This window comes from Parapedobacter sp. GCM10030251 (assembly GCF_042666505.1).
GTDB lineage: Bacteria > Bacteroidota > Bacteroidia > Sphingobacteriales > Sphingobacteriaceae > Parapedobacter.
Genome location: NZ_JBHTDN010000004.1, coordinates 452,122 through 471,289, shown reverse-complemented (window position 1 = coordinate 471,289; position 19,168 = coordinate 452,122). Strand labels below are relative to the sequence as shown.

Annotated in this window: 18 protein-coding genes; 5 read left to right on the top strand and 13 right to left on the bottom strand. The window is 48.4% G+C overall.

Going from position 1 to position 19,168, the window contains the following annotated elements; translation table 11 throughout:
• Positions 1 to 2 precede the first annotated feature (2 nt).
• From ACFQRK_RS14200 to ACFQRK_RS14185, 4 genes are all read left to right on the top strand, one after another.
• Positions 3 to 494 carry an SRPBCC domain-containing protein gene (locus ACFQRK_RS14200; RefSeq protein WP_379007779.1) on the top strand — a complete coding sequence of 164 codons (492 nt, stop codon included), beginning with the start codon at positions 3 to 5 and terminating at the stop codon, positions 492 to 494.
• Positions 478 to 858 (top strand): DoxX family protein, encoded by a 381-nt coding sequence (locus tag ACFQRK_RS14195; protein WP_379007777.1) that lies wholly within the window; start codon positions 478 to 480, stop codon positions 856 to 858. The genes ACFQRK_RS14200 and ACFQRK_RS14195 overlap by 17 nt, the downstream gene beginning before the upstream one ends.
• A gap of 77 nt (positions 859 to 935) precedes the next feature.
• Positions 936 to 1,502 (top strand): DUF4256 domain-containing protein, encoded by a 567-nt coding sequence (locus tag ACFQRK_RS14190; protein ID WP_379007775.1) that lies wholly within the window; start codon positions 936 to 938, stop codon positions 1,500 to 1,502.
• Between the two features lie 53 nt (positions 1,503 to 1,555).
• A complete protein-coding gene (locus ACFQRK_RS14185; protein WP_379007772.1) occupies positions 1,556 to 2,260 on the top strand; it encodes a thioredoxin domain-containing protein in 705 nt (234 codons plus the stop codon).
• On the opposite strand, the gene ACFQRK_RS14180 is transcribed toward ACFQRK_RS14185, so the two are convergent.
• From ACFQRK_RS14180 to ACFQRK_RS14150, 7 genes are all read right to left on the bottom strand, one after another.
• On the bottom strand, positions 2,241 to 2,603 hold the full coding sequence (locus ACFQRK_RS14180; RefSeq protein WP_379007769.1) for a DUF488 domain-containing protein: 363 nt from the start codon (positions 2,601 to 2,603) through the stop codon (positions 2,241 to 2,243). The two genes, ACFQRK_RS14185 and ACFQRK_RS14180, sit on opposite strands and share 20 nt — an antisense overlap.
• Before the next feature lies 1 nt (position 2,604).
• Positions 2,605 to 2,994: a group III truncated hemoglobin gene (locus tag ACFQRK_RS14175; RefSeq protein ID WP_379007768.1), complete on the bottom strand. Its 390-nt coding sequence runs from the start codon at positions 2,992 to 2,994 to the stop codon at positions 2,605 to 2,607.
• Positions 2,995 to 3,167: 173 nt separating this feature from the next.
• Positions 3,168 to 4,739, bottom strand: a complete 1,572-nt coding sequence (locus tag ACFQRK_RS14170; protein ID WP_379007766.1) for a calcineurin-like phosphoesterase C-terminal domain-containing protein — start codon at positions 4,737 to 4,739, stop codon at positions 3,168 to 3,170.
• A gap of 68 nt (positions 4,740 to 4,807) precedes the next feature.
• Complete coding sequence (locus ACFQRK_RS14165; protein WP_379007763.1) at positions 4,808 to 5,974, bottom strand: metallophosphoesterase family protein; 1,167 nt, start codon at positions 5,972 to 5,974, stop codon at positions 4,808 to 4,810.
• A 58-nt stretch (positions 5,975 to 6,032) separates the two neighbouring features.
• Positions 6,033 to 6,251, bottom strand: coding sequence for a hypothetical protein (locus ACFQRK_RS14160; RefSeq protein ID WP_379007761.1), 219 nt, complete (start codon positions 6,249 to 6,251; stop codon positions 6,033 to 6,035).
• Positions 6,248 to 6,634 carry a hypothetical protein gene (locus tag ACFQRK_RS14155; protein WP_379007760.1) on the bottom strand — a complete coding sequence of 129 codons (387 nt, stop codon included), beginning with the start codon at positions 6,632 to 6,634 and terminating at the stop codon, positions 6,248 to 6,250. The genes ACFQRK_RS14160 and ACFQRK_RS14155 overlap by 4 nt, the downstream gene beginning before the upstream one ends.
• A 96-nt stretch (positions 6,635 to 6,730) precedes the next feature.
• Positions 6,731 to 9,181: a phosphocholine-specific phospholipase C gene (locus ACFQRK_RS14150; protein WP_379007757.1), complete on the bottom strand. Its 2,451-nt coding sequence runs from the start codon at positions 9,179 to 9,181 to the stop codon at positions 6,731 to 6,733.
• 278 nt (positions 9,182 to 9,459) lie between these two features.
• On the opposite strand from ACFQRK_RS14150, the gene ACFQRK_RS14145 reads away from it, so the two are divergent.
• On the top strand, positions 9,460 to 12,840 hold the full coding sequence (locus tag ACFQRK_RS14145; RefSeq protein ID WP_379007754.1) for a HEAT repeat domain-containing protein: 3,381 nt from the start codon (positions 9,460 to 9,462) through the stop codon (positions 12,838 to 12,840).
• A 6-nt stretch (positions 12,841 to 12,846) separates the two neighbouring features.
• Here ACFQRK_RS14145 and ACFQRK_RS14140 read toward each other — a convergent pair whose 3' ends face one another.
• The 6 genes from ACFQRK_RS14140 to ACFQRK_RS14115 all read right to left on the bottom strand — a co-directional run bounded on the left by ACFQRK_RS14140 (position 12,847) and on the right by ACFQRK_RS14115 (position 19,161).
• Complete coding sequence (locus ACFQRK_RS14140) at positions 12,847 to 13,566, bottom strand: hypothetical protein (protein WP_379007752.1); 720 nt, start codon at positions 13,564 to 13,566, stop codon at positions 12,847 to 12,849.
• 106 nt (positions 13,567 to 13,672) lie between these two features.
• Positions 13,673 to 14,386, bottom strand: coding sequence for a 6-phosphogluconolactonase (gene pgl, locus ACFQRK_RS14135; protein ID WP_379007751.1), 714 nt, complete (start codon positions 14,384 to 14,386; stop codon positions 13,673 to 13,675).
• Between the two features lie 4 nt (positions 14,387 to 14,390).
• A complete protein-coding gene (gene zwf / locus ACFQRK_RS14130) occupies positions 14,391 to 15,893 on the bottom strand; it encodes a glucose-6-phosphate dehydrogenase (RefSeq protein ID WP_379007749.1) in 1,503 nt (500 codons plus the stop codon).
• A 99-nt stretch (positions 15,894 to 15,992) separates the two neighbouring features.
• The gene (locus tag ACFQRK_RS14125) at positions 15,993 to 16,454 is read right to left on the bottom strand and encodes an RpiB/LacA/LacB family sugar-phosphate isomerase (RefSeq protein ID WP_379007747.1); all 462 of its coding nucleotides are present in this window, start codon (positions 16,452 to 16,454) and stop codon (positions 15,993 to 15,995) included.
• A 134-nt stretch (positions 16,455 to 16,588) separates the two neighbouring features.
• Complete coding sequence (locus ACFQRK_RS14120; RefSeq protein WP_379007746.1) at positions 16,589 to 17,860, bottom strand: glycoside hydrolase family 71/99-like protein; 1,272 nt, start codon at positions 17,858 to 17,860, stop codon at positions 16,589 to 16,591.
• Positions 17,861 to 17,877: 17 nt separating this feature from the next.
• A complete protein-coding gene (locus tag ACFQRK_RS14115; protein WP_379007744.1) occupies positions 17,878 to 19,161 on the bottom strand; it encodes a hypothetical protein in 1,284 nt (427 codons plus the stop codon).
• Positions 19,162 to 19,168 lie beyond the last annotated feature (7 nt).

The following is a 19,168-nucleotide window of genomic DNA, read 5'->3' as shown; positions in this document are numbered from 1 at the left end:
CTATGGAACGAAAGACAAAAATCCATGCCGAAGAGGGTCGGCAAGAATTATTGATAACCCGTGAATTCGATTTACCCGTAGAGTTGCTCTTCAGGGCATATACAGATCCCGAAATTGTCGAACAATGGATGGGAACCAAGGTATTGAAACTGGAAAATAAAAAACACGGCAGCTGGCAATTTGAAACCAGCGATCCGCAGGGAAATGTGGTATTTCAATCCAATGGGGTGATTCATGATCTCGTATTAAACCAACGAATCACGCGCACCTTTGAAATGGACAATACGCCATTCGCCGTCCAGCTTGAATTCCTGGACTTTGAGGAACTTACCAGCGACACCAGTAAATTAACCATGCACATCGTATTTAAGTCGGTAGTAGCCCGAGATCAATTGCTCCAATTACCTTTCGCCCAAGGCCTCAACATGGCGCATAACCGCCTCCAGAATGTTTGCAACCGGTTAAAAGACAAAAATTATGACAAAGCGCAATAAAATCATCTATTGGATTGCCACCGTATGGCTTTCATTGGGAATGGTGTCGACCGGAATAGTGCAGTTGATTAGATTGGAAGAAGAAGTTGCCAATATTTCACGATTAGGGTACCCTGCCTACATGCTTACCCTCATTGGCATTTGGAAAATCTTAGGGGTAATTACTATACTTGTTCCCAGGCTTCCGTTGCTTAAGGAATGGGCATATGCCGGCTTTTTCTTTACGATGACCGGTGCAATTTTCTCTCATTTAGCCGCCGGAAATGGTGCAACAGAACTTTTCGGACCGGCACTTTTGGTAGTTTTGACAGTCCTATCATGGTATTTCAGACCTCCTAGCAGGAAAATAAGCAGCCAAATGTGATAGGCGCGTGTTAAATGAAACATATCTAGAGGGATAATTCCATTAACAACAAACAAGTAACGAACAACTATTTTCTGATGAATAACTACAAAAAAGAATTGGCGTCCGAGCAGCGCGACGAGCTACTTAAGGTATTGAAAACCCGGTTCGAGAAAAATATGAACCGACACAAAGGCATTCAATGGGCCGATGTGCTGGTGAAATTGGAAGCAAATCCGGAAAAACTATGGACACTCGATGAAATGGAGATAACCGGCGGAGAACCCGACGTAGTTGGCTACGACAAAAGTACCAAAGAATACATTTTTATCGATTGTTCGCCTGAGACACCAAAAGGCCGCCGAAGTCTTTGTTACGACCGGGCGGCATGGGAATCAAGGAAAGAACATAAACCCCAAAACAGTGCGATTGATCTGGCGACCGAAATGGGGATCACCATTCTAACCGAGGAGCAATACCGCGAGCTTCAACAACTCGGAAAATTCGACACTAAAACCTCAAGTTGGCTAGAAACACCCGCGGATATTCGGGCGCTCGGTGGTGCCATCTTTGGTGATTACCGTTTTGGAAGAGTCTTTATCTATCACAACGGCGCAGAGTCGTATTACGCCGCAAGAGGATTCCGCGGATCATTGAGAGTCTGAGAGATAAAAAGTAAATTTTCTATGTTTGCAAAAGATTAACAAATACGCGCGGAATGAATAAATTGGCGGTAATCCTTTCCATTGCCATCGGAATCATCAGTTGTACCGGCGGTCATGCGCAACATGAGCCGATCCGCCTTTCGGCAAAAGATTTTTCAATAAAAATCAGCGAAACCGAAAATGCGTTAATTCTGGATGTGCGAACTCCCGAAGAATTTGAAAAAGGACATTTGGAAAACGCAATCAATATCGATTGGAAAGGGAAGGATTTTGATCACAGCGTTTCTGAATTCGAACCTTCGACTCCCCTTTTCGTTTATTGCCTAAGCGGAGGAAGAAGTACGGCCGCCACGGACCGCCTGAAAGAAATGGGCTTCGACACCATTGTCGAGCTGAAGGGCGGAATCATGGAATGGCGAGCGGAAGATCTGCCTGAGACGGCACCCACAACCACACTAAAAGGAATAAGCCTAGGCCAATACCAAACCCTGTTGCACTCCGACAAGTTGGTATTGGTCGACTTTTACGCTGATTGGTGTGAACCGTGCAAAAAAATGGAACCCTTCTTAAAAAAAATTGCCAGCGAAATGGCTGATAAGCTCATTCTCGTCCGCATTGATGCGGATGAGAATCAGCAACTATGCAAAACACTTGGTGTTTCTGCCTTACCGGTTTTGAAATTATATAATAAGCAAAAAGTTACCTGGGAACACGAAGGTTATATTGATGAGCAGCGCGTTAGGAATCAGATTCAATAATAAAATCTTTAAGTACGATTGCCTGGTTATGCACCGGATCCTTAGCTGCATATAATAAAGTTACATGGTCTTTTTCTTTTAAAATGGTGACTAGGTGGTCCACCGCCTCGTTCTCCTCCAATTCCTGTCTATACCGCTGCCTGAACGCTTCCCATTTTTCCGGATCGTGCCCAAACCAGGTCCGCAATTCAGTTGAAGGCGCAACCTCTTTCATCCACTCATCCAACCGAGCGTCGTCCCGTTTTAAACCACGGGGCCACAGACGATCCACTAATATCCGAAACCCATCCGTTGAATCATAAGGCTCGTATACCCGTTTTACGCTGAGTTTCTCCCGATCCATTTTATAACAGCGGCTTTGAAACGTTTTGCCGATAATACGTAATCTTCGATAAAAACATAGCTGCCATCTTTTCTGCACGCCATTTAGCTTCGTCAGCCTTATCTCCCGCAAAATGAGAATCCACCGTCTCTTTCCACAAATTCAACCAAGCGTCGAAATGCGCCTTGTCTATAGGCAATTCCGCGTGTGGAGGGAATGGTCCGCCAAAATAGGTGTGTTGATCAAGCAAAACCGTTTGCCAAAACCGGTACATTTTATTGAGATGTTCAGGCCATCGTCCCTGGATAACACCGTTAAATATCGGGCCGATCAGCCCGTCTTCCCGAACGTTTGTGTAAAACGTATCCACCAGCATTTTAATGTCTGCGATCGTTTCGATATCCTTTCCCATGTCGAGTTTCTTTGTCTAACGTCTCCCGTTTCTCACAAAAGTCGGCAATAAATACTTGGCTTGTCTTTATTCAATGTAATTTTTTAGCAGTGTTGTTAAATACAACGTGCGACCGATCGAAATCAGCCGCACGCGCTGCTTAAGGTGACTATTAAATGATTTATTTCTTCTTCTTACCGCGGATCGGCCAGACGATAAGAACTCCGTTGGGTAAATGTTCTACCAAACATATCGGTGGCCCGAACTTCGATCCGATGTTCACCTGCGGGCAAGTCCGTAGGTATATTACCACGCCAAAGATGCGTACTTACCACCGCGTTCGACGGTCTCCGTCCAGGCATCAATTCTTCGGTAGTATCCCACCGGTATAGAGACCAAACAAAATCCGGATCAGGGGCTTCAATATGGCTCATCGGTTTCCATTCACCATCGTCAATGCGGTATTCCACCTTGTTGTCTTCATATCCCATGAAGAAATTAGCAAAAATACCGGACTGTGCACGTCTGCCGCGTGCCACGACCTGAGGATGAAAGAGTTTGATTTGAACATCGTTTGGTTGTCCAACCACTTTATAATCGATGGTATATTGATTGCCTTTAATCGTTAGAAACGCATATCCTTTTGGTGTGCCGTCGCGCATGGTGGAAACTGGTATACCCTGCGCATTTAATTCTCCCGAATACCAATCACCGGACGTTGTACCTGCGTTATACTCATGAAACGGTTTATCACGTCGCCAGCCATCCTCTTTCGTGTAAAAATTCTGGCGTTGTAGGTGGGTATGTGCCGACATCGCAAACGTGTAGGGATAATCTTTCAACAGATCAAACAACCGCTGGCGGTCCGCATTCCGGAAAGAACCCTCCTCTTCATGCAATAAGGGTATATGGAAAGCCAACACAACCAATTTTTCCTTGTCCACGTGTTTTAAATCATTCTCCACAAAATCCAATTGCGATTTCCGGAATCCGCCCCAATATCCTTTCTGATCTCGCGGATCGGGATAAAGGATATCGTCCAAGATGATAAAATGCGCATTACCATAGTTGAACGAATAATTAGCCGGCCCGAAACTTGCTTCGAACGTCTCATCTGCCAACGAATCGGCTGTAGCATCGTAATCCATATCGTGGTTACCCATCAAATTATACCAAGGAACGCCTATTTGGGCGGTGGTTTTCAGATAGGGTTTGTGCATGGATAGATTGTCGCCTACAAGGTCACCTAAACTCAAGCCGAAAGCAACGTTCCGAATACCCTTCACTTCCGCCACGACCGCTCGATTAAAGTTTTCCATGTCCTCATCCGTATAAGGCTGTGGATCCCCAAAAACCAAAGCCGTAAAGTCAGTAGGTTCCTGTTTTTCGATAAGTGGAAAATCAACCGACTTGGGTAGACGTTCCGTTGGTGCTACGCCGCCGTATTTCAACTTGGGCGACCCATTGGGCTTATGGATGTAGTAGAATTTCGGGAGTTTGCTTTCATCCACGGGCACTGCATAGCCCGCTGGCTTAACGACAAAAATTATGTTGTCATCGCCCAATGGCAATTCATATCGGCCATCCGCGTCAGTCGCGAATACCTCTATTCCGTTGCTCACTGCAACACCGGAAACCCCTTTTTCGCGGCGGTCGCGCTTACCGTTACCGTTGGCATCGTTGTACACATAGCCTGTAACCGTAGACTGTGCGTACAACATACTGGCAGAAACCAGCATAACGGGAATTAACATAGTTTTTTTCACAATCAAATCGTTTAATTTTTGAACGACAAATAAACATTTTCCTAGGACAAGTTAATATTAATTTTATGCTATCTTATGGTTGCCGTATCCGCAAATGAAGGGGCACGGTTTCGGATCGGAACGAAGAACCGCTCAAACAATACCGCCTCTTGTGGATGTTGCATGAGGATATCCGGACCCATTGTATAATACTCGCCTATCAATAACAAATCTTCTCTGTCTTTTTCAATACTTACTTTTAGAAACCCGAACCGATCGTCGCAAAAATTTTCCATCCGCACCTTGTGTACATCTATATCGAGCGGCGAAACTCGCGGGTCCGAGATCGTAGCAATGGGGTGCAAATCGGCGTATCCGCCTGCCCCCGCTACAACATAGGGAACGGAGCTTCCGTCTTCATAGATTTTAGTAAAACGCTGATAGTTATGCACATGTCCGCTAAATACAATATCGGGTCTAACATCTGCCTCTTTATAAGCATTTTCCAGAAATGCAATCATCGCCGGACTGGAGCCGTGGTTCGTATCGGCCGAGTAGGGAGCATGGTGAAGACATACAATCAATGCTTGGTCCGGTCGGTACCTATCTGCGCTTTTCAGTTCCTCAATAAACCATTCTTGTTGTTCGGCCGAAATGATACCGTGTTTCGTGACATTGGCATATAGGCCAATGAAACGAGCAAGGGGAGTCTCCAATGTCCAGTAAACGTTAGGTTGTATCATGCTAAGCCGTTTGCTCCCTCCCGAAAACCTTATTTTACGCCGGTATGTGTCGCAGAAAACATCCATGAATGTGTCCAAGCTCTGGTAGATGAGGTCACTGTCCGGATTGATATCCCCATCGTGATTACCTGCAATGGCAAATATTGGTGCCGGGTAATCCTCATATGGCGCAAAAAATTGCTTAGGGTACTCGCTAGCCTCGCCATGATTGTACACGACGTCACCCAGGTGGAACAGGAAAGCGGGACGTTCAGATGTGGATGGATTTTCATTGGCTTGTTGCGCCAGCACAGACGCGATCCGCGATTGAAATGCGGAATGCCGAAAACTTCCTGTATCGCCCACCATGTGAAAACTCATCCGCTGCTTCAAAAACCAGCTCACGTCGCCCAATACTTCGCGAATATTCAATCGATACGGATATGTACCGGTGGGATGCGGCAGCGGTTTCGCTCGATGAGAATCATCAACCAGATGATTCAAAAACACAGGTGTGGTTCGCTTTAAATTCATTATCCAAAGTTAAGAAGGCTATATTAAACCCGTGTTAACGAAGGGATAAATAGCCGTTTTAGGCCAACTTGACGGCAACTATGACGGTAACGATGGCAGCAATGACCGAAATCCATATCACGAGGTTTTGCCGTACTCTTCTGGAAGACATCACATGCTGTATTTGAACGTGATGCTGCAGACCAATGAGTAACTGACGTCCTAGTATCGGTTCTTCCAGGTCGAGCCGGCTATTTTGAACTACTTCGGTAAGGTTTGTCCGTTTCGGTTGATTCATTTATACTTCAAATATTTATCGCCCAAAAGAACGCTTAAGAAATTCACCAGCTTTTTTGGCATCGAGATTAGCCAAAGAAAGCAGTGCTTTTCGCCGAATAACCGAATGACACTTCCTCGTAAGTGATCAATTTCCGACTTGTCCAGTCCGTTGGCAACTACATATTCCACGATTGTTGTCGACAATTCGGGCAGGCGCCTACGCCGATTCCAACATTCAGCGAACAACCCTTTCACCCGCTCGAATGCCTCATCCTTACTGCCGGTTTCGCTTAACATAGATAGATAAAGTGACTTCCAGTGCCGATTACAGAACGCATAAAAGGCACGTTCATCCGACCGGCGAATCCGGGCAATCAGTTCTCTATCGATCCTATTTTCCACATTACGAAGTTAACGCAGAAATGCAACCAAATAAGGCACAACATGTTATGATTTTGTTAAAAAATGAGAACGCCAGCTTGAGGCCGGTAACCGGCCTCAAGCTGGCGTTGATGATTTTCCACCCATCAACGGATCCGTGATGCTCGGGTCTCCCGTTTCGACATGGCCGGCAAAACGCTGACTGAAGCCGACGTGGCCGGCCACTTTCACCTCGATATCATACCATCCTCCTGAGGCTTTTAAATCCAAAGATAAGGGCGCTCGCAACGAACCGACAACCCATGATTTCCGAAACTCACTGTAAGATAAATCTTTTACTGTAACGTGCAGATCGTCCTCCGAATTACATGACACAGAGATACCGCGGCTGGTTGTATCGGCCTCCACCAACACGCTCAGGCGAGGGTCGTCTTTGCCGCCTTTGAACGCTCGAAAAAAGCCATTCGGACCATGTACTTGCACGTGATAGTTGCCTGCCGGAAAACGCTCAAGCGGCCAGCTATAATCCAAGGGCTCGCCCTCGCGCACCGAAAAATCCCAAGTCCTGCCGGGGAGGGCTTCTCCATCGAATGGCACCAGCGTACGCACCTGAAATGGTGCACCTACGGTTGTCTTAATCTTTGGGCCGCTCCCGATGGCCAACAACGTCAGCACAAGCCGATCGTCTATCACCATGGCCGTCGCGGATAGGTTGTAAGGGATGGCACATGCAGGCTTCGTGCCCGGCTCCTGTTTGGGCAATCGCGGATTCTGCGGATCGACAAGCGTGAAATTACCTGGCACCACCTTTTTTTGCGACCGATAAATCCGCTCAACATACGCATCACGACCGAGTGCCTCCAACGGTGGGGAATCAGAAGCGGTGACGGGGCGAAAAGCAGAAGTTAGATCTCCGCAAACCAACCGCCGCCAGCTACTTATATTAGTTTCCTTCACTCGCTTACCAGTCTTCTTTTCGAGAAAATGTTCGAGAAACTGCAAGCCGGAGGTATGGTCAAACACTTCTGAATTGACCCAGCCACCTTTAGTCCAGGGTGAAGCAATCACCATAGGTACCCGGAAGCCAAGTCCTATTGGACTGTCTAATGTCGCTTCCGGATTGCCGGTCCGGACTTTTTCCTGTTCGACAGTGACGTATTCATCCCGGGTATCGATACCCTGAGCCACGGCACCGGCCTCCGGTCGATCGGTATGAGGTGGCACAAAGGGGGGCATATGATCGAAATACCCATCGTTCTCATCGTACGTGAGGATAAAAATGGTCTTTTTCCATACCTCTGGGTTCTTCGTCAGGATATCCATCGCTTCAGATACATACCACGCGCCGAACCACGGTGCTCCGGGATGATCCGAATAGTTACACGGAGCGACCAACCACGAAACGGTTGGTAAATTGCCCTCGTCCACATCTTTACGGAACTGGTAGAAGATATCCCCTTTGGGCACTTGAACACTTTTCTCTCCACCGTTATCGGTGTAATGAATGGTCTCCAGTTCATGATAATGTGGGTCACCGGTATTGGTTATGAATGCGCGCCGATGGATTTCTTGCTCAATTGGGGAAAGTGCTTCGAAGTTTGTAGCGCTATACCGTGCCAAATCCGCTTGAAGCTGTGTCAACTCGTCCCTCTTTTTTACTAGCGTCTTTGCGTCTACCGTAGCCGAATCTACCAACTCTTTTTGCAGTTCGCTGATGCGTCTTTCCATATACCTGCCGTGAGCCGGATGAAAACGTACATGGTATTGCTTGTGGAATTCTAGGTTGTTATCCGTAAAATTGGCCAGCCAGTCTTCCTCCTCGCCTTCAAAACCAACCGGAAGACTCAGTTCGTTCTGATACACTTTCCAAGATATACCCGCTTCCTGTAAGCGCTCGGGATAGGTTTTCCAGCGCACGGCTTTATAGTTAATCTGTCCATTGTCCACATGCGCTACCGCATCCGGATTGCGCGGTTCTTCACGGATGGTTCCCGACCAGAAGTAGGACCGGTTGGCACTGGTGCCGGTAAGGGATGAGCAAAAATGCTGGTCACACACGGTAAAGGCATCCGCAAGGGCATAGTAGAACGGTATATCTTCCCGATCGTAGTATCCCATGGTCAGCGGGATGTGCCGATACTCCGGGTTCCCTGCTCTTTTTGCTTCTAGCCAGGTATCCATTTTACCGTCATTTCGTGCATGCACCATGTCGCGCCACCCATGCGGAAGCGACCCCATCCAAGTGGCTTTGGTATTGGTAATATCAAGACGGAAAGGTGAATAATGCTCTCCTTGAGCATTATGCTGTACCCAAATCGGCAATCCATCCGGCAGTTTGATGGCGCGCGGGTCGTTAAAACCACGCACGCCGCGCAAAGTACCATAGCAGTGGTCAAAAGATCGGTTTTCCTGCATCAGGAATACCACATGTTCGGCATCGAGGTACGTACTGCCTTCAACGGCGTCGATGGCTAGTGCGCGTTGGATCGAATTGGGCATTACATGTGTTGCCGCGGCGGCTCCCGCCAACAGGGAAGCTTTTTTCAGAAACGATCTTCTTGATTCCATAAACAAACGTAACAATAATCGATTGATTGGCCCAGCGGTTTACCAACTTATTGTAGACACTAAGGTTTTTCGTGAATATCGTCGTTACCCTCACCAAACTGACAATCGATCGCTGCAGAAAAATTTTCGGCAGTGGTTATATTCCGACTGCGGGTACATCCGTGACGGCTGTCGCCAAAGTCGGATGTTTTGTAAAAATCAAATTAACTATGCGCTCATTACCCGATGATCCTTATATTTAGCGCTGCTATCTTGAAAAACGTCAGAACCACAATTGTATGAACAAAATTGTTGCTGTCCTTCTATTCATGATCTTGTCATGGAGTTGCGGAAATAAAAAAAGTCAATTGCCGACTAAGGAGTTGGATCCTGCCCATACCGCAGCGTTGGCGCGAACCATCGAAAACCAGGTCAATGCAGAACTCGACAGCGGGCTCACCTTGAAATTATGGGGGATTGATTCTTTGGTTATTTCGCCGATCGCGATCGATGTCGATAATTTCGGCCGCCTTTTTTATACCACTACTGATCGGCAAAAAAATTCGGAATTTGATATCCGTGGCCACCGCGATTGGGAAATACCTTCCATTAGCCTTCAAACGGTGGAAGATCGTCGGAATTTTTTGCGCACGGAACTATCTCCAGCAAACAGCAGCCGCAATACCTGGCTTGCTGATCTCAATGGTGACGGCTCGCACGATTGGCGGGATCTCACCGTAGAACGGGAGAAAGTATACCGCGTGGAAGACCTTTCTGGGGACGGTGTAGCCGACCGTTCGCAGCTGGTAGTGGATGATTTCCATGATGAAGTAACCGATGTGGCAGGTGGCGTTTTTGTAGATGGGAAGAACCTTTATGTAACGGTTGCGCCGGATCTATGGAAGCTTACCGATAAAAATGGTGACGGCATCCCTGATGAGAAGCAATCCATTTCTCATGGTTATGGAATACATGTGGGTTTCAGCGGACATGGCATGTCTGGCATAAAGATGGGACCGGATGGTCGCCTTTATTGGCAAATCGGGGATATTGGCTTCAATGGTGTAGGGCCCGACGGGCAAAAATGGGCATATCCAAACTGCGGTGTTATCGCTCGTGCCAATCCTGATGGCAGCGATTTCGAAATCTTTGCCTATGGTTTACGCAATACACATCAATTCGTGTTTGACGAATATGGGAACATCATCAGCGAGGACAATGACGGTGATCATCCCGGCGAAAAAGAGCGTTTGGTTTACATTGTCAACGGTTCGGACGCGGGGTGGCGCAGTAATTGGCAATACGGGAAATACCATGATCCGGATAACAATGGCTATAAAGTATGGATGGATGAAAAAATGTATCTGCCTCGCTTTGAAGGCCAAGCCGCCTATATAACGCCCTGTATCAGCAACTTCGTGAGCGGCCCGACAGGACTTGTTTATAATCCGGGAACAGCGCTTAGCCCCCAATATAAAAACACCTTCTTAATTGCCGAATTTGTGGGCAGCCCCTCCAACTCGGGGATTCACAGCTTCAAACTGAAGCCCAAAGGGGCAACGTTCGAATTGGGAGAGCATAAAAAGATTTTAGGTGGTATATTGGCCACAGGTCTCGATTTTGGCCCAGACGGTTCGCTTTACATAGCCGACTGGATAGATGGATGGGGTACCCACGATTATGGCCGTATTTGGAGGCTGGACGACGAAAGTGGTGCTTCGGCTCCTATCCGTCGGGAAGTCCGTGATCTGTTGGCCACAGATTTTGCCGACAAGAAAAACACCGATCTGGGCAACCTGCTCCAGCATGAGGACATGCGCATCCGGCAAAAGGCCCAATTTGCTCTGGCGAAACGAGGAAAGAAAGGATTAAAAACTTTTCAAGAAGTTCTGTCGCAAACCGGCCATCAGTTAGCTAGGGTGCACGCCATTTGGGGAATTAGCCAATTGGCACGAACCGAAGCAACATATGCCACTTCCCTTATGCCGTTGCTCAGGGACGCTGATCCGGAAATACGGGCTCAAGCTGCCAAGTGGTTGGGCGACGTCCGTTATCAAGCCGCCGGCAATGAGCTGCTGCCGCTACTGGAAGACAACAATAGCCGTGTTCGCTTTTTCGCCGCCGAAGCCTTGGGCCGGATTCAATATGAACCGGCAATTGTCCCCATCATTTCCATGCTGGAAGCTAACGACGACCAAGATGCGTTCTTACGCCACGCCGGCACGCTGGCATTGGCTCGCATCGGTAAACCGGAACCCCTTACTGCGCTGGTGAACAGCGCGTCGCGGGCACTCCGGATCGCGGCCGTCGTCGCATTGCGGCGCATGGGCGATTCCAGCATTGCCCGCTTCCTTAACGACCCCGATGAGTTTGTAGTCACGGAGGCCGCCCGCGCGATTAATGACGACCTATCCATCAAAGAGGCGTTGCCTGCCCTTGCCGGGTTACTCGACACCACGTCGTATACGAACGAAGCATTGATCCGCAGGATCATAAATGCCAATCTCCGGGTCGGGCAGCCCGCCAATTTACAAAGCCTTATGCAATACATGCAAGAACATACGCATCCCACATCGATGCGTACCGAAGCAATGGACGCCGTCAGTACTTGGGCCAAACCTTCTGTTCTGGATCGCGTAGACGGTCGTTATAGAGGCTCTATTAAGCGAGACGCCGATGAATTACGGAAGCAAACCGCCGAGGTGTTTACCCACCTGCTTAGCGATCGGGAATTAACCGTCAGACGGAGTGCTGCAAAAGCAATCGGGAAACTTCAGATTCGCCAAGCGGTTGACCAACTAGCGGCCGGGCTAAAGGATCGGGAAGCATCCATGCGTATTGAATGCTTAAAAGCGTTGGTGGCGCTTGAAGCGCCTCAGCAGGAACGGGCAATCAAATTAGCCCTTGCCGATCACGAAAAATCGGTTCGCGTAGCCGGTCTTAACTTACTTGAAAACATGGCAATTCCGAAATCCGTCATGGTTGAATTATTGACGAATGTCATCGCTACGAAAACGACGGAAGAGAAACAAGCGGCAATCGTTACAATGGGTAAAATACCGCTTGAAAATTCCCAAGCTGCTTTCGTGAGTTTGCTAGACCAGATGAAAAATGGCCGCCTCAATCCGGATGTCTATTTAGAACTGGGCGAGGCCATTGACAGCACCCATTCCGAAGCGTTGAAGGCGCGCTATGCCGCCATCAGTCAACATTTCTCGTCCGATGAATTGCTGGCTTCCTATGCGAGCAGTCTACAAGGCGGTGATCCAGACCGGGGGCGGCGGATTTTTTTCCAGCATCCACAGGCACAATGCATGAAATGCCACGCTTACGATGATCGTGGCGGCAATGCAGGCCCACGCCTCAACGGAATTGCCAATCGGCTAACGCATGAACAATTGCTCGAATCGGTGATCGATCCCAGCCGCCGCATAGCACCGGGATTTGGTGCAGTTGTCCTCGAACTAAAAAACGGACAAACGATATCCGGTATCTTCGAAGGGGAAGACGGCCGTGGTGTAAAAATCCGAAAAGGACAGGGCTCCTATCAACTCATTCCGCAAAGTCAGATTCAGAAAAAAACCTTTTCACCCTCGAGTATGCTCGATATGAAAACCATACTTTCCAAACGCGAAGTCCGGGATGTGGTAAGTTTTCTGGCTACATTAACGGAAGATTAACGCCGATCAATTCGCATAACGGATTCCAGATTTGCTCTCTTTTCCCTTGATTTTTCCGGTTTTCACCAAGTGATTCAAGCGGAAAGCCACCACCTTTCTGAGTTTGGAAAGCCCATAAGCGGGTTCTAGACCGTTGAGGTGGTCGATAAGTTCCTCTTTGGTGCTGTTGCCTTTTTGCCCCAAGGCATAACGGATTTTTTCATCCATCGTAGCGTTTGGATTAAAAACCGATTCATTGTTCGCTTTCGGTTCCTCCGTTTTTTTTACTGCCGCCTCTTTTTTTCTCACCGGCCTTTTTTCTTCAACTACAACAGCCGGCACGGCAGTCACGGCAGAGGCACTTGCCGGCTTATCTGCAATGCGCGGTTTACGGACTTTACTAACAGGGCGCTCCTCGGTCTCCTGCACTGTAGCCGTATCGGGAACCGACGCTTTGGTCTTTGGTGAACGGGGCGGCTTGCTTGTTGCGGCGGCGGATTCAATCGGGGTCGATTCTGAATCAGCTTTAACACCCTTAATGGCTTCAGTTACCTTTTTTCGGATCGCTTTTACGGCTTTCTCAAGCTTCTTTTTCCCCTTCTTCTTACCCTTCTTTCCAGACGGCTTTTCATCGTCATCAATCGAATTCAATACCTTTTCCAGCTGTTCCAATTCCTTCTTCAACGACTTTTTGCGTTCTTGAAGGTAGGTCAGTATTTCGCTGTTTGAAACTTTTGGTTTTGCCATGTTATTAATTGCTTTTTTCAAAAGTATTCATTTTTAGCCAAATAAAAAACCTACCAAGCCATGCTCTCGGTTTCAAAAAGGCGCGATTCTGCAAAAAGAGAATCTTTTAAATTCTCGCTGCGGCAGGCTCATCTACGAACCAGGTAATCCGGTCGTCTGCGACATCAATGAGCTGCGCCGGGTAGTGTTCAAAATTACGTTCACCCTGCAAAACCTCATACAACGCATCTGCTTTATTCGACCCGTAGGCGATGACAGCAATCTGATTGGCCCGGTTGACTAACGGCACGGTAAGCGTAATTCGATACATAGCCTGAGCTTCGAGGTAATAGGCAGCAACCCACTTATCGTATTCATGCAATACTTCTGTATGCGGAAACCAAGAAGCCGTATGGCCGTCCGCTCCCATACCCAATAAAATCAAGTCAAAACATCCTTCAACAAGATGCAACCGTACCGATTTCTCATAGCTCTGTGCAAATTCATCAGGAGAAACTCCTTCAGCCCACATCGGAAAAATCTGCGATCGTGGAATCGGAACATGCGACAACAGCGTCTCAAAAGCCATTCGTGCGTTACTCCGTTCATCGTCAAGCGGCACCCAACGCTCATCGCCCCAAAAAATATAAACCTGTTCCCATGACACTTGATCTCGGTAAGGTACAGAGGCCAATAACCGGTATAAATCGACAGGGGAACTCCCACCCGTAAGTGCCACGTTAAAACGCCCATTATGCGCAATGGCTGTCTGAGCGGCTTGTACAAACAGCTGTGCAGCTTCCGTATTCAGTTGTAGTAAATCTTTGAATTTTTTAATCATGATATCACGTATGTAAATTCAATGCCCAGATATGCCCTTGCCGGGCGATCAATGCCTCGGCGCTCTCGGGGCCCCAGGTACCCGCCGCATAATTGGGAAAGTCCAGTGAATCCCGGCTTTCCCAGGTTTCCAGTATAGGGGTGATCACATCCCATGCTTCCTCTACCTGATCCGAACGCATGTACAGGGTCGTATCGCCCCGCATAGCATCCAACAGTAGGGTCTCATAGGCCTCGGGGGTCTGTGTAGAACAGGTGTCGTAATTAAATACCATTTCAGCCGGATTGAGACTCATCTCCAAGCCTTGCTTTTTAGCCGTAAATCTCAGTCGGATATCCATGGTGGGCTGAATATTGATAGTCAGCCGATTAGGCATTAAGTTACCTGCTTGTGAAGAGGAAAATGTCGAATGTGGTACCGGACGGAATTGGATCGTAATGGACGAAGTTTTCTCCTGCATGCGCTTTCCCGTGCGCAGGTAAAACGGTACTCCTTGCCACCGCCAATTGTCGATGTAAAGCTGCACCGCCGCATAGGTTTCAACATTCGAGTTCGGATTTACTCCTTCTTCTTCCCGGTAGCCCGGCACTTTTTTACCATTGATCCAACCGGCACCATATTGGCCACGCACTGCATACTTATGTACCTCTTCGTGCCGTAATCGGCGAATTGCCCGCATCACATCCACCTTGCGATTTCGTATCTCCTCCGCATGAAACGAAATGGGTGGCTCCATGGCTATCATACATAGGACCTGCAGTAAATGGTTTTGGATCATATCCCGCAAGGCACCGGAGTTTTCGAAATAACTCCCCCGATCTTCCACCCCTACTTGTTCGGCAACAGTAATCTGGATGTAGTCGATATAATTGCGGTTCCAGAGCGGTTCGAAGAGCGCATTTGCGAAGCGGAACGCTAAAATATTCTGTACGGTTTCTTTTCCGAGGTAGTGGTCAATGCGATAGATTTGTTCTTCCTGGAATGTATTGCCCAACAGTTGGTTGAGGGCGACAGCGGTTTGCTTGTTGTACCCAAACGGTTTTTCGACCACAATCCTATCGGAAGCAGGTACATCGGCCAGTTTATGCTTACTGATGTTAACGGTGGCTGTCTCGATGAATTGCGGAGCGATGGATAGGTAAAACAAGCGATTGGCCCGTATGCCCCACTCTTTGTCGAGCGCATCCAGCTTCGCCGCCAAGCCTTCATAAGCCGCCTCGTCGTTGATGTTCGACTCAAAGTAAGAAATGGCTGGCTTAAATTGATCCCATTGGGCATCGTCTGGTTTTCCCTTGCGGGAAAATTCGACCAACCCTTCATATAAATGTTCCTTGTACTCGTCGTCGCTCAGCTTAGTCCTTCCGAGTCCAATGATCGCAAATTTCTCGGGCATCCACCCTTCGATATATAAATTGTAAAAAGCGGGTATCAGTTTTCTCTTCGTAAGATCTCCTGTTCCGCCGAAAATCACGATAATCGTGGGAGATAGTTTTCTATTTGCTTTCATTTCTGGTTTAAAACATGTTCTTCATTAAAATAATTTTTCTTTCAACGGCAAAGAAGCTCGGATGCGGCTCCTGCAGGTTCAATTACCTTACAAGCCATTCTATTGACCGGAGTGGTCTTCCAACGCGATTACTTTTTGCAGACGTCGCTCGAAACGTTCACTTCCTTCGTAGCGAGCTTGCAGGAATGCATGTACCAATTCCCACATGAGCATTGGGCCGACCACGCGCCCGCCCAGGCACATGAGGTTCATGTCGTCGTGTTCCACGCCCTGGCGGGCGGAATAGGTATCGGTGATGAGCGCGGCGCGCACACCCCGTATTTTATTGGCGGCGATGGATACCCCAACGCCGCTGCCACAGACCGCGATACCGCGTTCAACCTCTTTATTGGCTACCGCATGCGCCAACGGCACGATAATATCCGGATAATCATCCGCAGGGTCATAGACTAACGCGCCGTAGTCGTGCACCGCATACCCCGCTTCGGTAAGTTTATTGATCAAATCGTGCTTTTGTTCAAAGCCGGCATGATCGGCCGCAACACCTATCTTCATTGCCATACAGCATATCGATTAATTCGCAACTTGCTACGTTAAATTCGACGTCAAATTTAAGCGGGTCAAGTTAGCCAAAAAATCCATATGCTGCCTAACCGTTGTGTCAAAAATTGAAAAGAGGCTCGGAAAGACGTGTATCACCGTTCAGGTCGCTCGGCCCCGTATCCCGGCTTCCCATGAAACCAAGCCGCAGCCTGACCGGCAAGCCAAAGGTAATGATCTGTGGGCAGGTCGTCCTCGATACCGACGAACCGGAGTCCTTTTTCGCCGTTAAGGGGCGTATCTTTTTCATTGGCGGTTTTAAAGATGGCGGTTCCTTCATCGATCTCATCAAACATGGCAATGTAAAGCGCTTTAGCGCCTGCTTGTTTAGCTGCGGCCACCTGCTGCCAGAAAAAATCGCCTTTCAGGCGCGGAATCTGATGATAGATCTTCGGATTGTTATGCATATTCCCCCAGCTGAACCCAGCAAACACCAGTGGCACATAATCCACGTTATTGGTGGTGCACCAAGCGATATCGCGGGCCACCACCGAGGGGTCGAACGTCTCGCTATTGTAACGGCCTACCGCCCATGGCATCACGATATCTGCCTTCCTGACGAGGGTATGCAACGCTTCGGAAGGCTCGGTGTCCCGGCCGAGGCTGCTCCAATAATACGGCACACCAAGCATAACGGAGACGCCGTGATCAGGCGACTTCAGCCGATCGACCAACTGATCTACGTCGGCGATAGTATAGCGCCTACGGTCGTTGAACCCGACGCCCCAGATGGTCATCAACGGCTTACCCCGATGCCACAGATAAGTTGGGTTTACTTCGGGGTCGGTCAGCTTGAATGTTTTTACCAGCTCCTTCCAATCGGCATCTACCAATGCAATGTCTTCACTGCGGCAACCACTCAGATCATACATTACGCTAATGGCTCTGCCATATTTCTTGGCGGCTTTCAGCGCACTCTGGAGCACCTTATTAAAATGGCGTTTGCCCGAGGCACTTTTAATTTCGGCTACAAAGCGCTGCATATGAACCCCGTCGATGCCATATTCCTTCATCCACTTAAAATGAAGGTCTACACTTTCTTCGTCATAGGCGCTGTATAGGTATGCATCGCTGCCATCCGCAAACTTAAACGGCGACTTGTACTTTTTTTTGTATTCACGCATATCGGGCCAGAAATCTACACTGCTGACTCCCGGTTCGAAAGCGCCGCCCCGTTCCCGGTAGTGATACCACCCCCGATGGGAGTCGTCTCCCTCAGCGGCAAACCACCCTTGGTAACCGGCCATAACCAAGCCGGTGTAAGCGGAGTAGATAGGCTTTCCGCGACCTTCAGTTTGGGCAAAAAGACTTTGCCTGATAAAAAGTGACGCAATAGCGATGACAATATAATAAAGCACGTTTTTCATGATACGTTAATTTGTTTTTAGATCTGATCCGTAGTTATCGGTTTATTTAATCCCCAGATTTCTTTGATGGTACTTTCCTGACTTTTTCCCGTAGGACAATTGGGTCCCTGTGTATTTGCACGGTATCGATTGGTTTCAGCCCCGGTGATGATGCGGCTACCGGGCATCTGCAAAAACCCGCACGGATCGGTTTCCTTCACCCACCGGTGGGCATAGTGGAGGAATGCATTCCGGTATGTTTCGGGTTGTTTCGAAAACCAGGTGATTTCATCGTATCCCCATGCATAGTGATCCTTCCAATTGGGCTCATCCCGATGCTTGCTGATGCCGAAATTATCAAACTCAACCAGGTACACGCTGTGGTCACAGCGCCAGCCGCTGGGGGTAACGCCACCCACGGTTTTCCGATAGATCCCGTCGTAGTAACCCACCTCCAATTGCACCTTTTGCGGTTCGTCAATGATTTCTTTCAAACGGAGCGGAAAGGAAACGAAGTCAAATAGCAGCCTGCCATTGAGCACCATGCCGCCATTGGGCAAGTGGGAATCGCAGATCACCGTGCCACGGCGAGCCACAGTCAATGCTGACAGCCGTACCTTGTGCAGCAATTCTCTCCACGCGGCCAGCCCCGCTTCCCCATGGTCCATGGCCATTAATTGGGCTTGTCCAAAATGGATGGCTTCGATGCCTATCTCCATGTACCTGCGGGCCAGGTAGTAAAAAAATAACCTTGTCTCCTGTTGGGTAATATCAGGCACGCTGCTCCCTTTCCGCCAATGGTCTACGAGGTATCCTTCGCTGTTAAGCATCTCTTGGTAGACAAAATTCCGTTGCTCGATAGGTAGATCAAACGCCTCAAATACCCATGCCGGTATGGGTATTTCCTGCACCTTTTCGGTTACAATTTCGAAAATTGCCGCCTGGAAAACCACCGTGCTATCATACGCGTGGAACGTATCGATTGCTGCTTTCGCATTTGTCCAGAAAGAGGGAGTCAAGAAAAAATTCTCTTTGCCCCAGGAGTATAGCGAACGGCCGATGAACTTCGCACCGATATTTTTCAGCATGCGGAAATCATCCTCCTTGTTTGGATACGGCCCGTCGTTGTAGCAACCCTCACTGGCTATTACTTCGGCCTGCGTAATACTTCTGCTTAGGTAGTTTTCCAATACCTGCCGGGATATGACGCCATCGGCGAAGTGGTAGGAGGAATCGACGCCCTTTTTTCCTACATAGGTGTACCCATGCATCGATAGCATTAACAACCAAGCGATCACAGATGTCCGCCTAAATCTGCTCATGTTCATA

Bases quoted from the DNA above. Each gene is read 5' to 3' on its own strand.
- ACFQRK_RS14175 (WP_379007768.1), bottom strand. From the start codon at position 2,994: ATGGGAAAGGATATCGAAACGATCGCAGACATTAAAATGCTGGTGGAT.
- ACFQRK_RS14115 (WP_379007744.1), bottom strand. From the start codon at position 19,161: ATGAGCAGATTTAGGCGGACATCTGTGATCGCTTGGTTGTTAATGCTA.
- ACFQRK_RS14125 (WP_379007747.1), bottom strand. From the start codon at position 16,454: ATGGCAATGAAGATAGGTGTTGCGGCCGATCATGCCGGCTTTGAACAA.
- ACFQRK_RS14200 (WP_379007779.1), top strand. From the start codon at position 3: ATGGAACGAAAGACAAAAATCCATGCCGAAGAGGGTCGGCAAGAATTA.
- ACFQRK_RS14165 (WP_379007763.1), bottom strand. From the start codon at position 5,974: ATGAATTTAAAGCGAACCACACCTGTGTTTTTGAATCATCTGGTTGAT.
- pgl (WP_379007751.1), bottom strand. From the start codon at position 14,386: ATGATTAAAAAATTCAAAGATTTACTACAACTGAATACGGAAGCTGCA.
- ACFQRK_RS14140 (WP_379007752.1), bottom strand. From the start codon at position 13,566: ATGGCAAAACCAAAAGTTTCAAACAGCGAAATACTGACCTACCTTCAA.
- ACFQRK_RS14145 (WP_379007754.1), top strand. From the start codon at position 9,460: ATGAACAAAATTGTTGCTGTCCTTCTATTCATGATCTTGTCATGGAGT.
- ACFQRK_RS14185 (WP_379007772.1), top strand. From the start codon at position 1,556: ATGAATAAATTGGCGGTAATCCTTTCCATTGCCATCGGAATCATCAGT.
- ACFQRK_RS14180 (WP_379007769.1), bottom strand. From the start codon at position 2,603: ATGGATCGGGAGAAACTCAGCGTAAAACGGGTATACGAGCCTTATGAT.
- ACFQRK_RS14190 (WP_379007775.1), top strand. From the start codon at position 936: ATGAATAACTACAAAAAAGAATTGGCGTCCGAGCAGCGCGACGAGCTA.
- zwf (WP_379007749.1), bottom strand. From the start codon at position 15,893: ATGAAAGCAAATAGAAAACTATCTCCCACGATTATCGTGATTTTCGGC.
- ACFQRK_RS14120 (WP_379007746.1), bottom strand. From the start codon at position 17,860: ATGAAAAACGTGCTTTATTATATTGTCATCGCTATTGCGTCACTTTTT.
- ACFQRK_RS14195 (WP_379007777.1), top strand. From the start codon at position 478: ATGACAAAGCGCAATAAAATCATCTATTGGATTGCCACCGTATGGCTT.
- ACFQRK_RS14160 (WP_379007761.1), bottom strand. From the start codon at position 6,251: ATGAATCAACCGAAACGGACAAACCTTACCGAAGTAGTTCAAAATAGC.
- ACFQRK_RS14150 (WP_379007757.1), bottom strand. From the start codon at position 9,181: ATGGAATCAAGAAGATCGTTTCTGAAAAAAGCTTCCCTGTTGGCGGGA.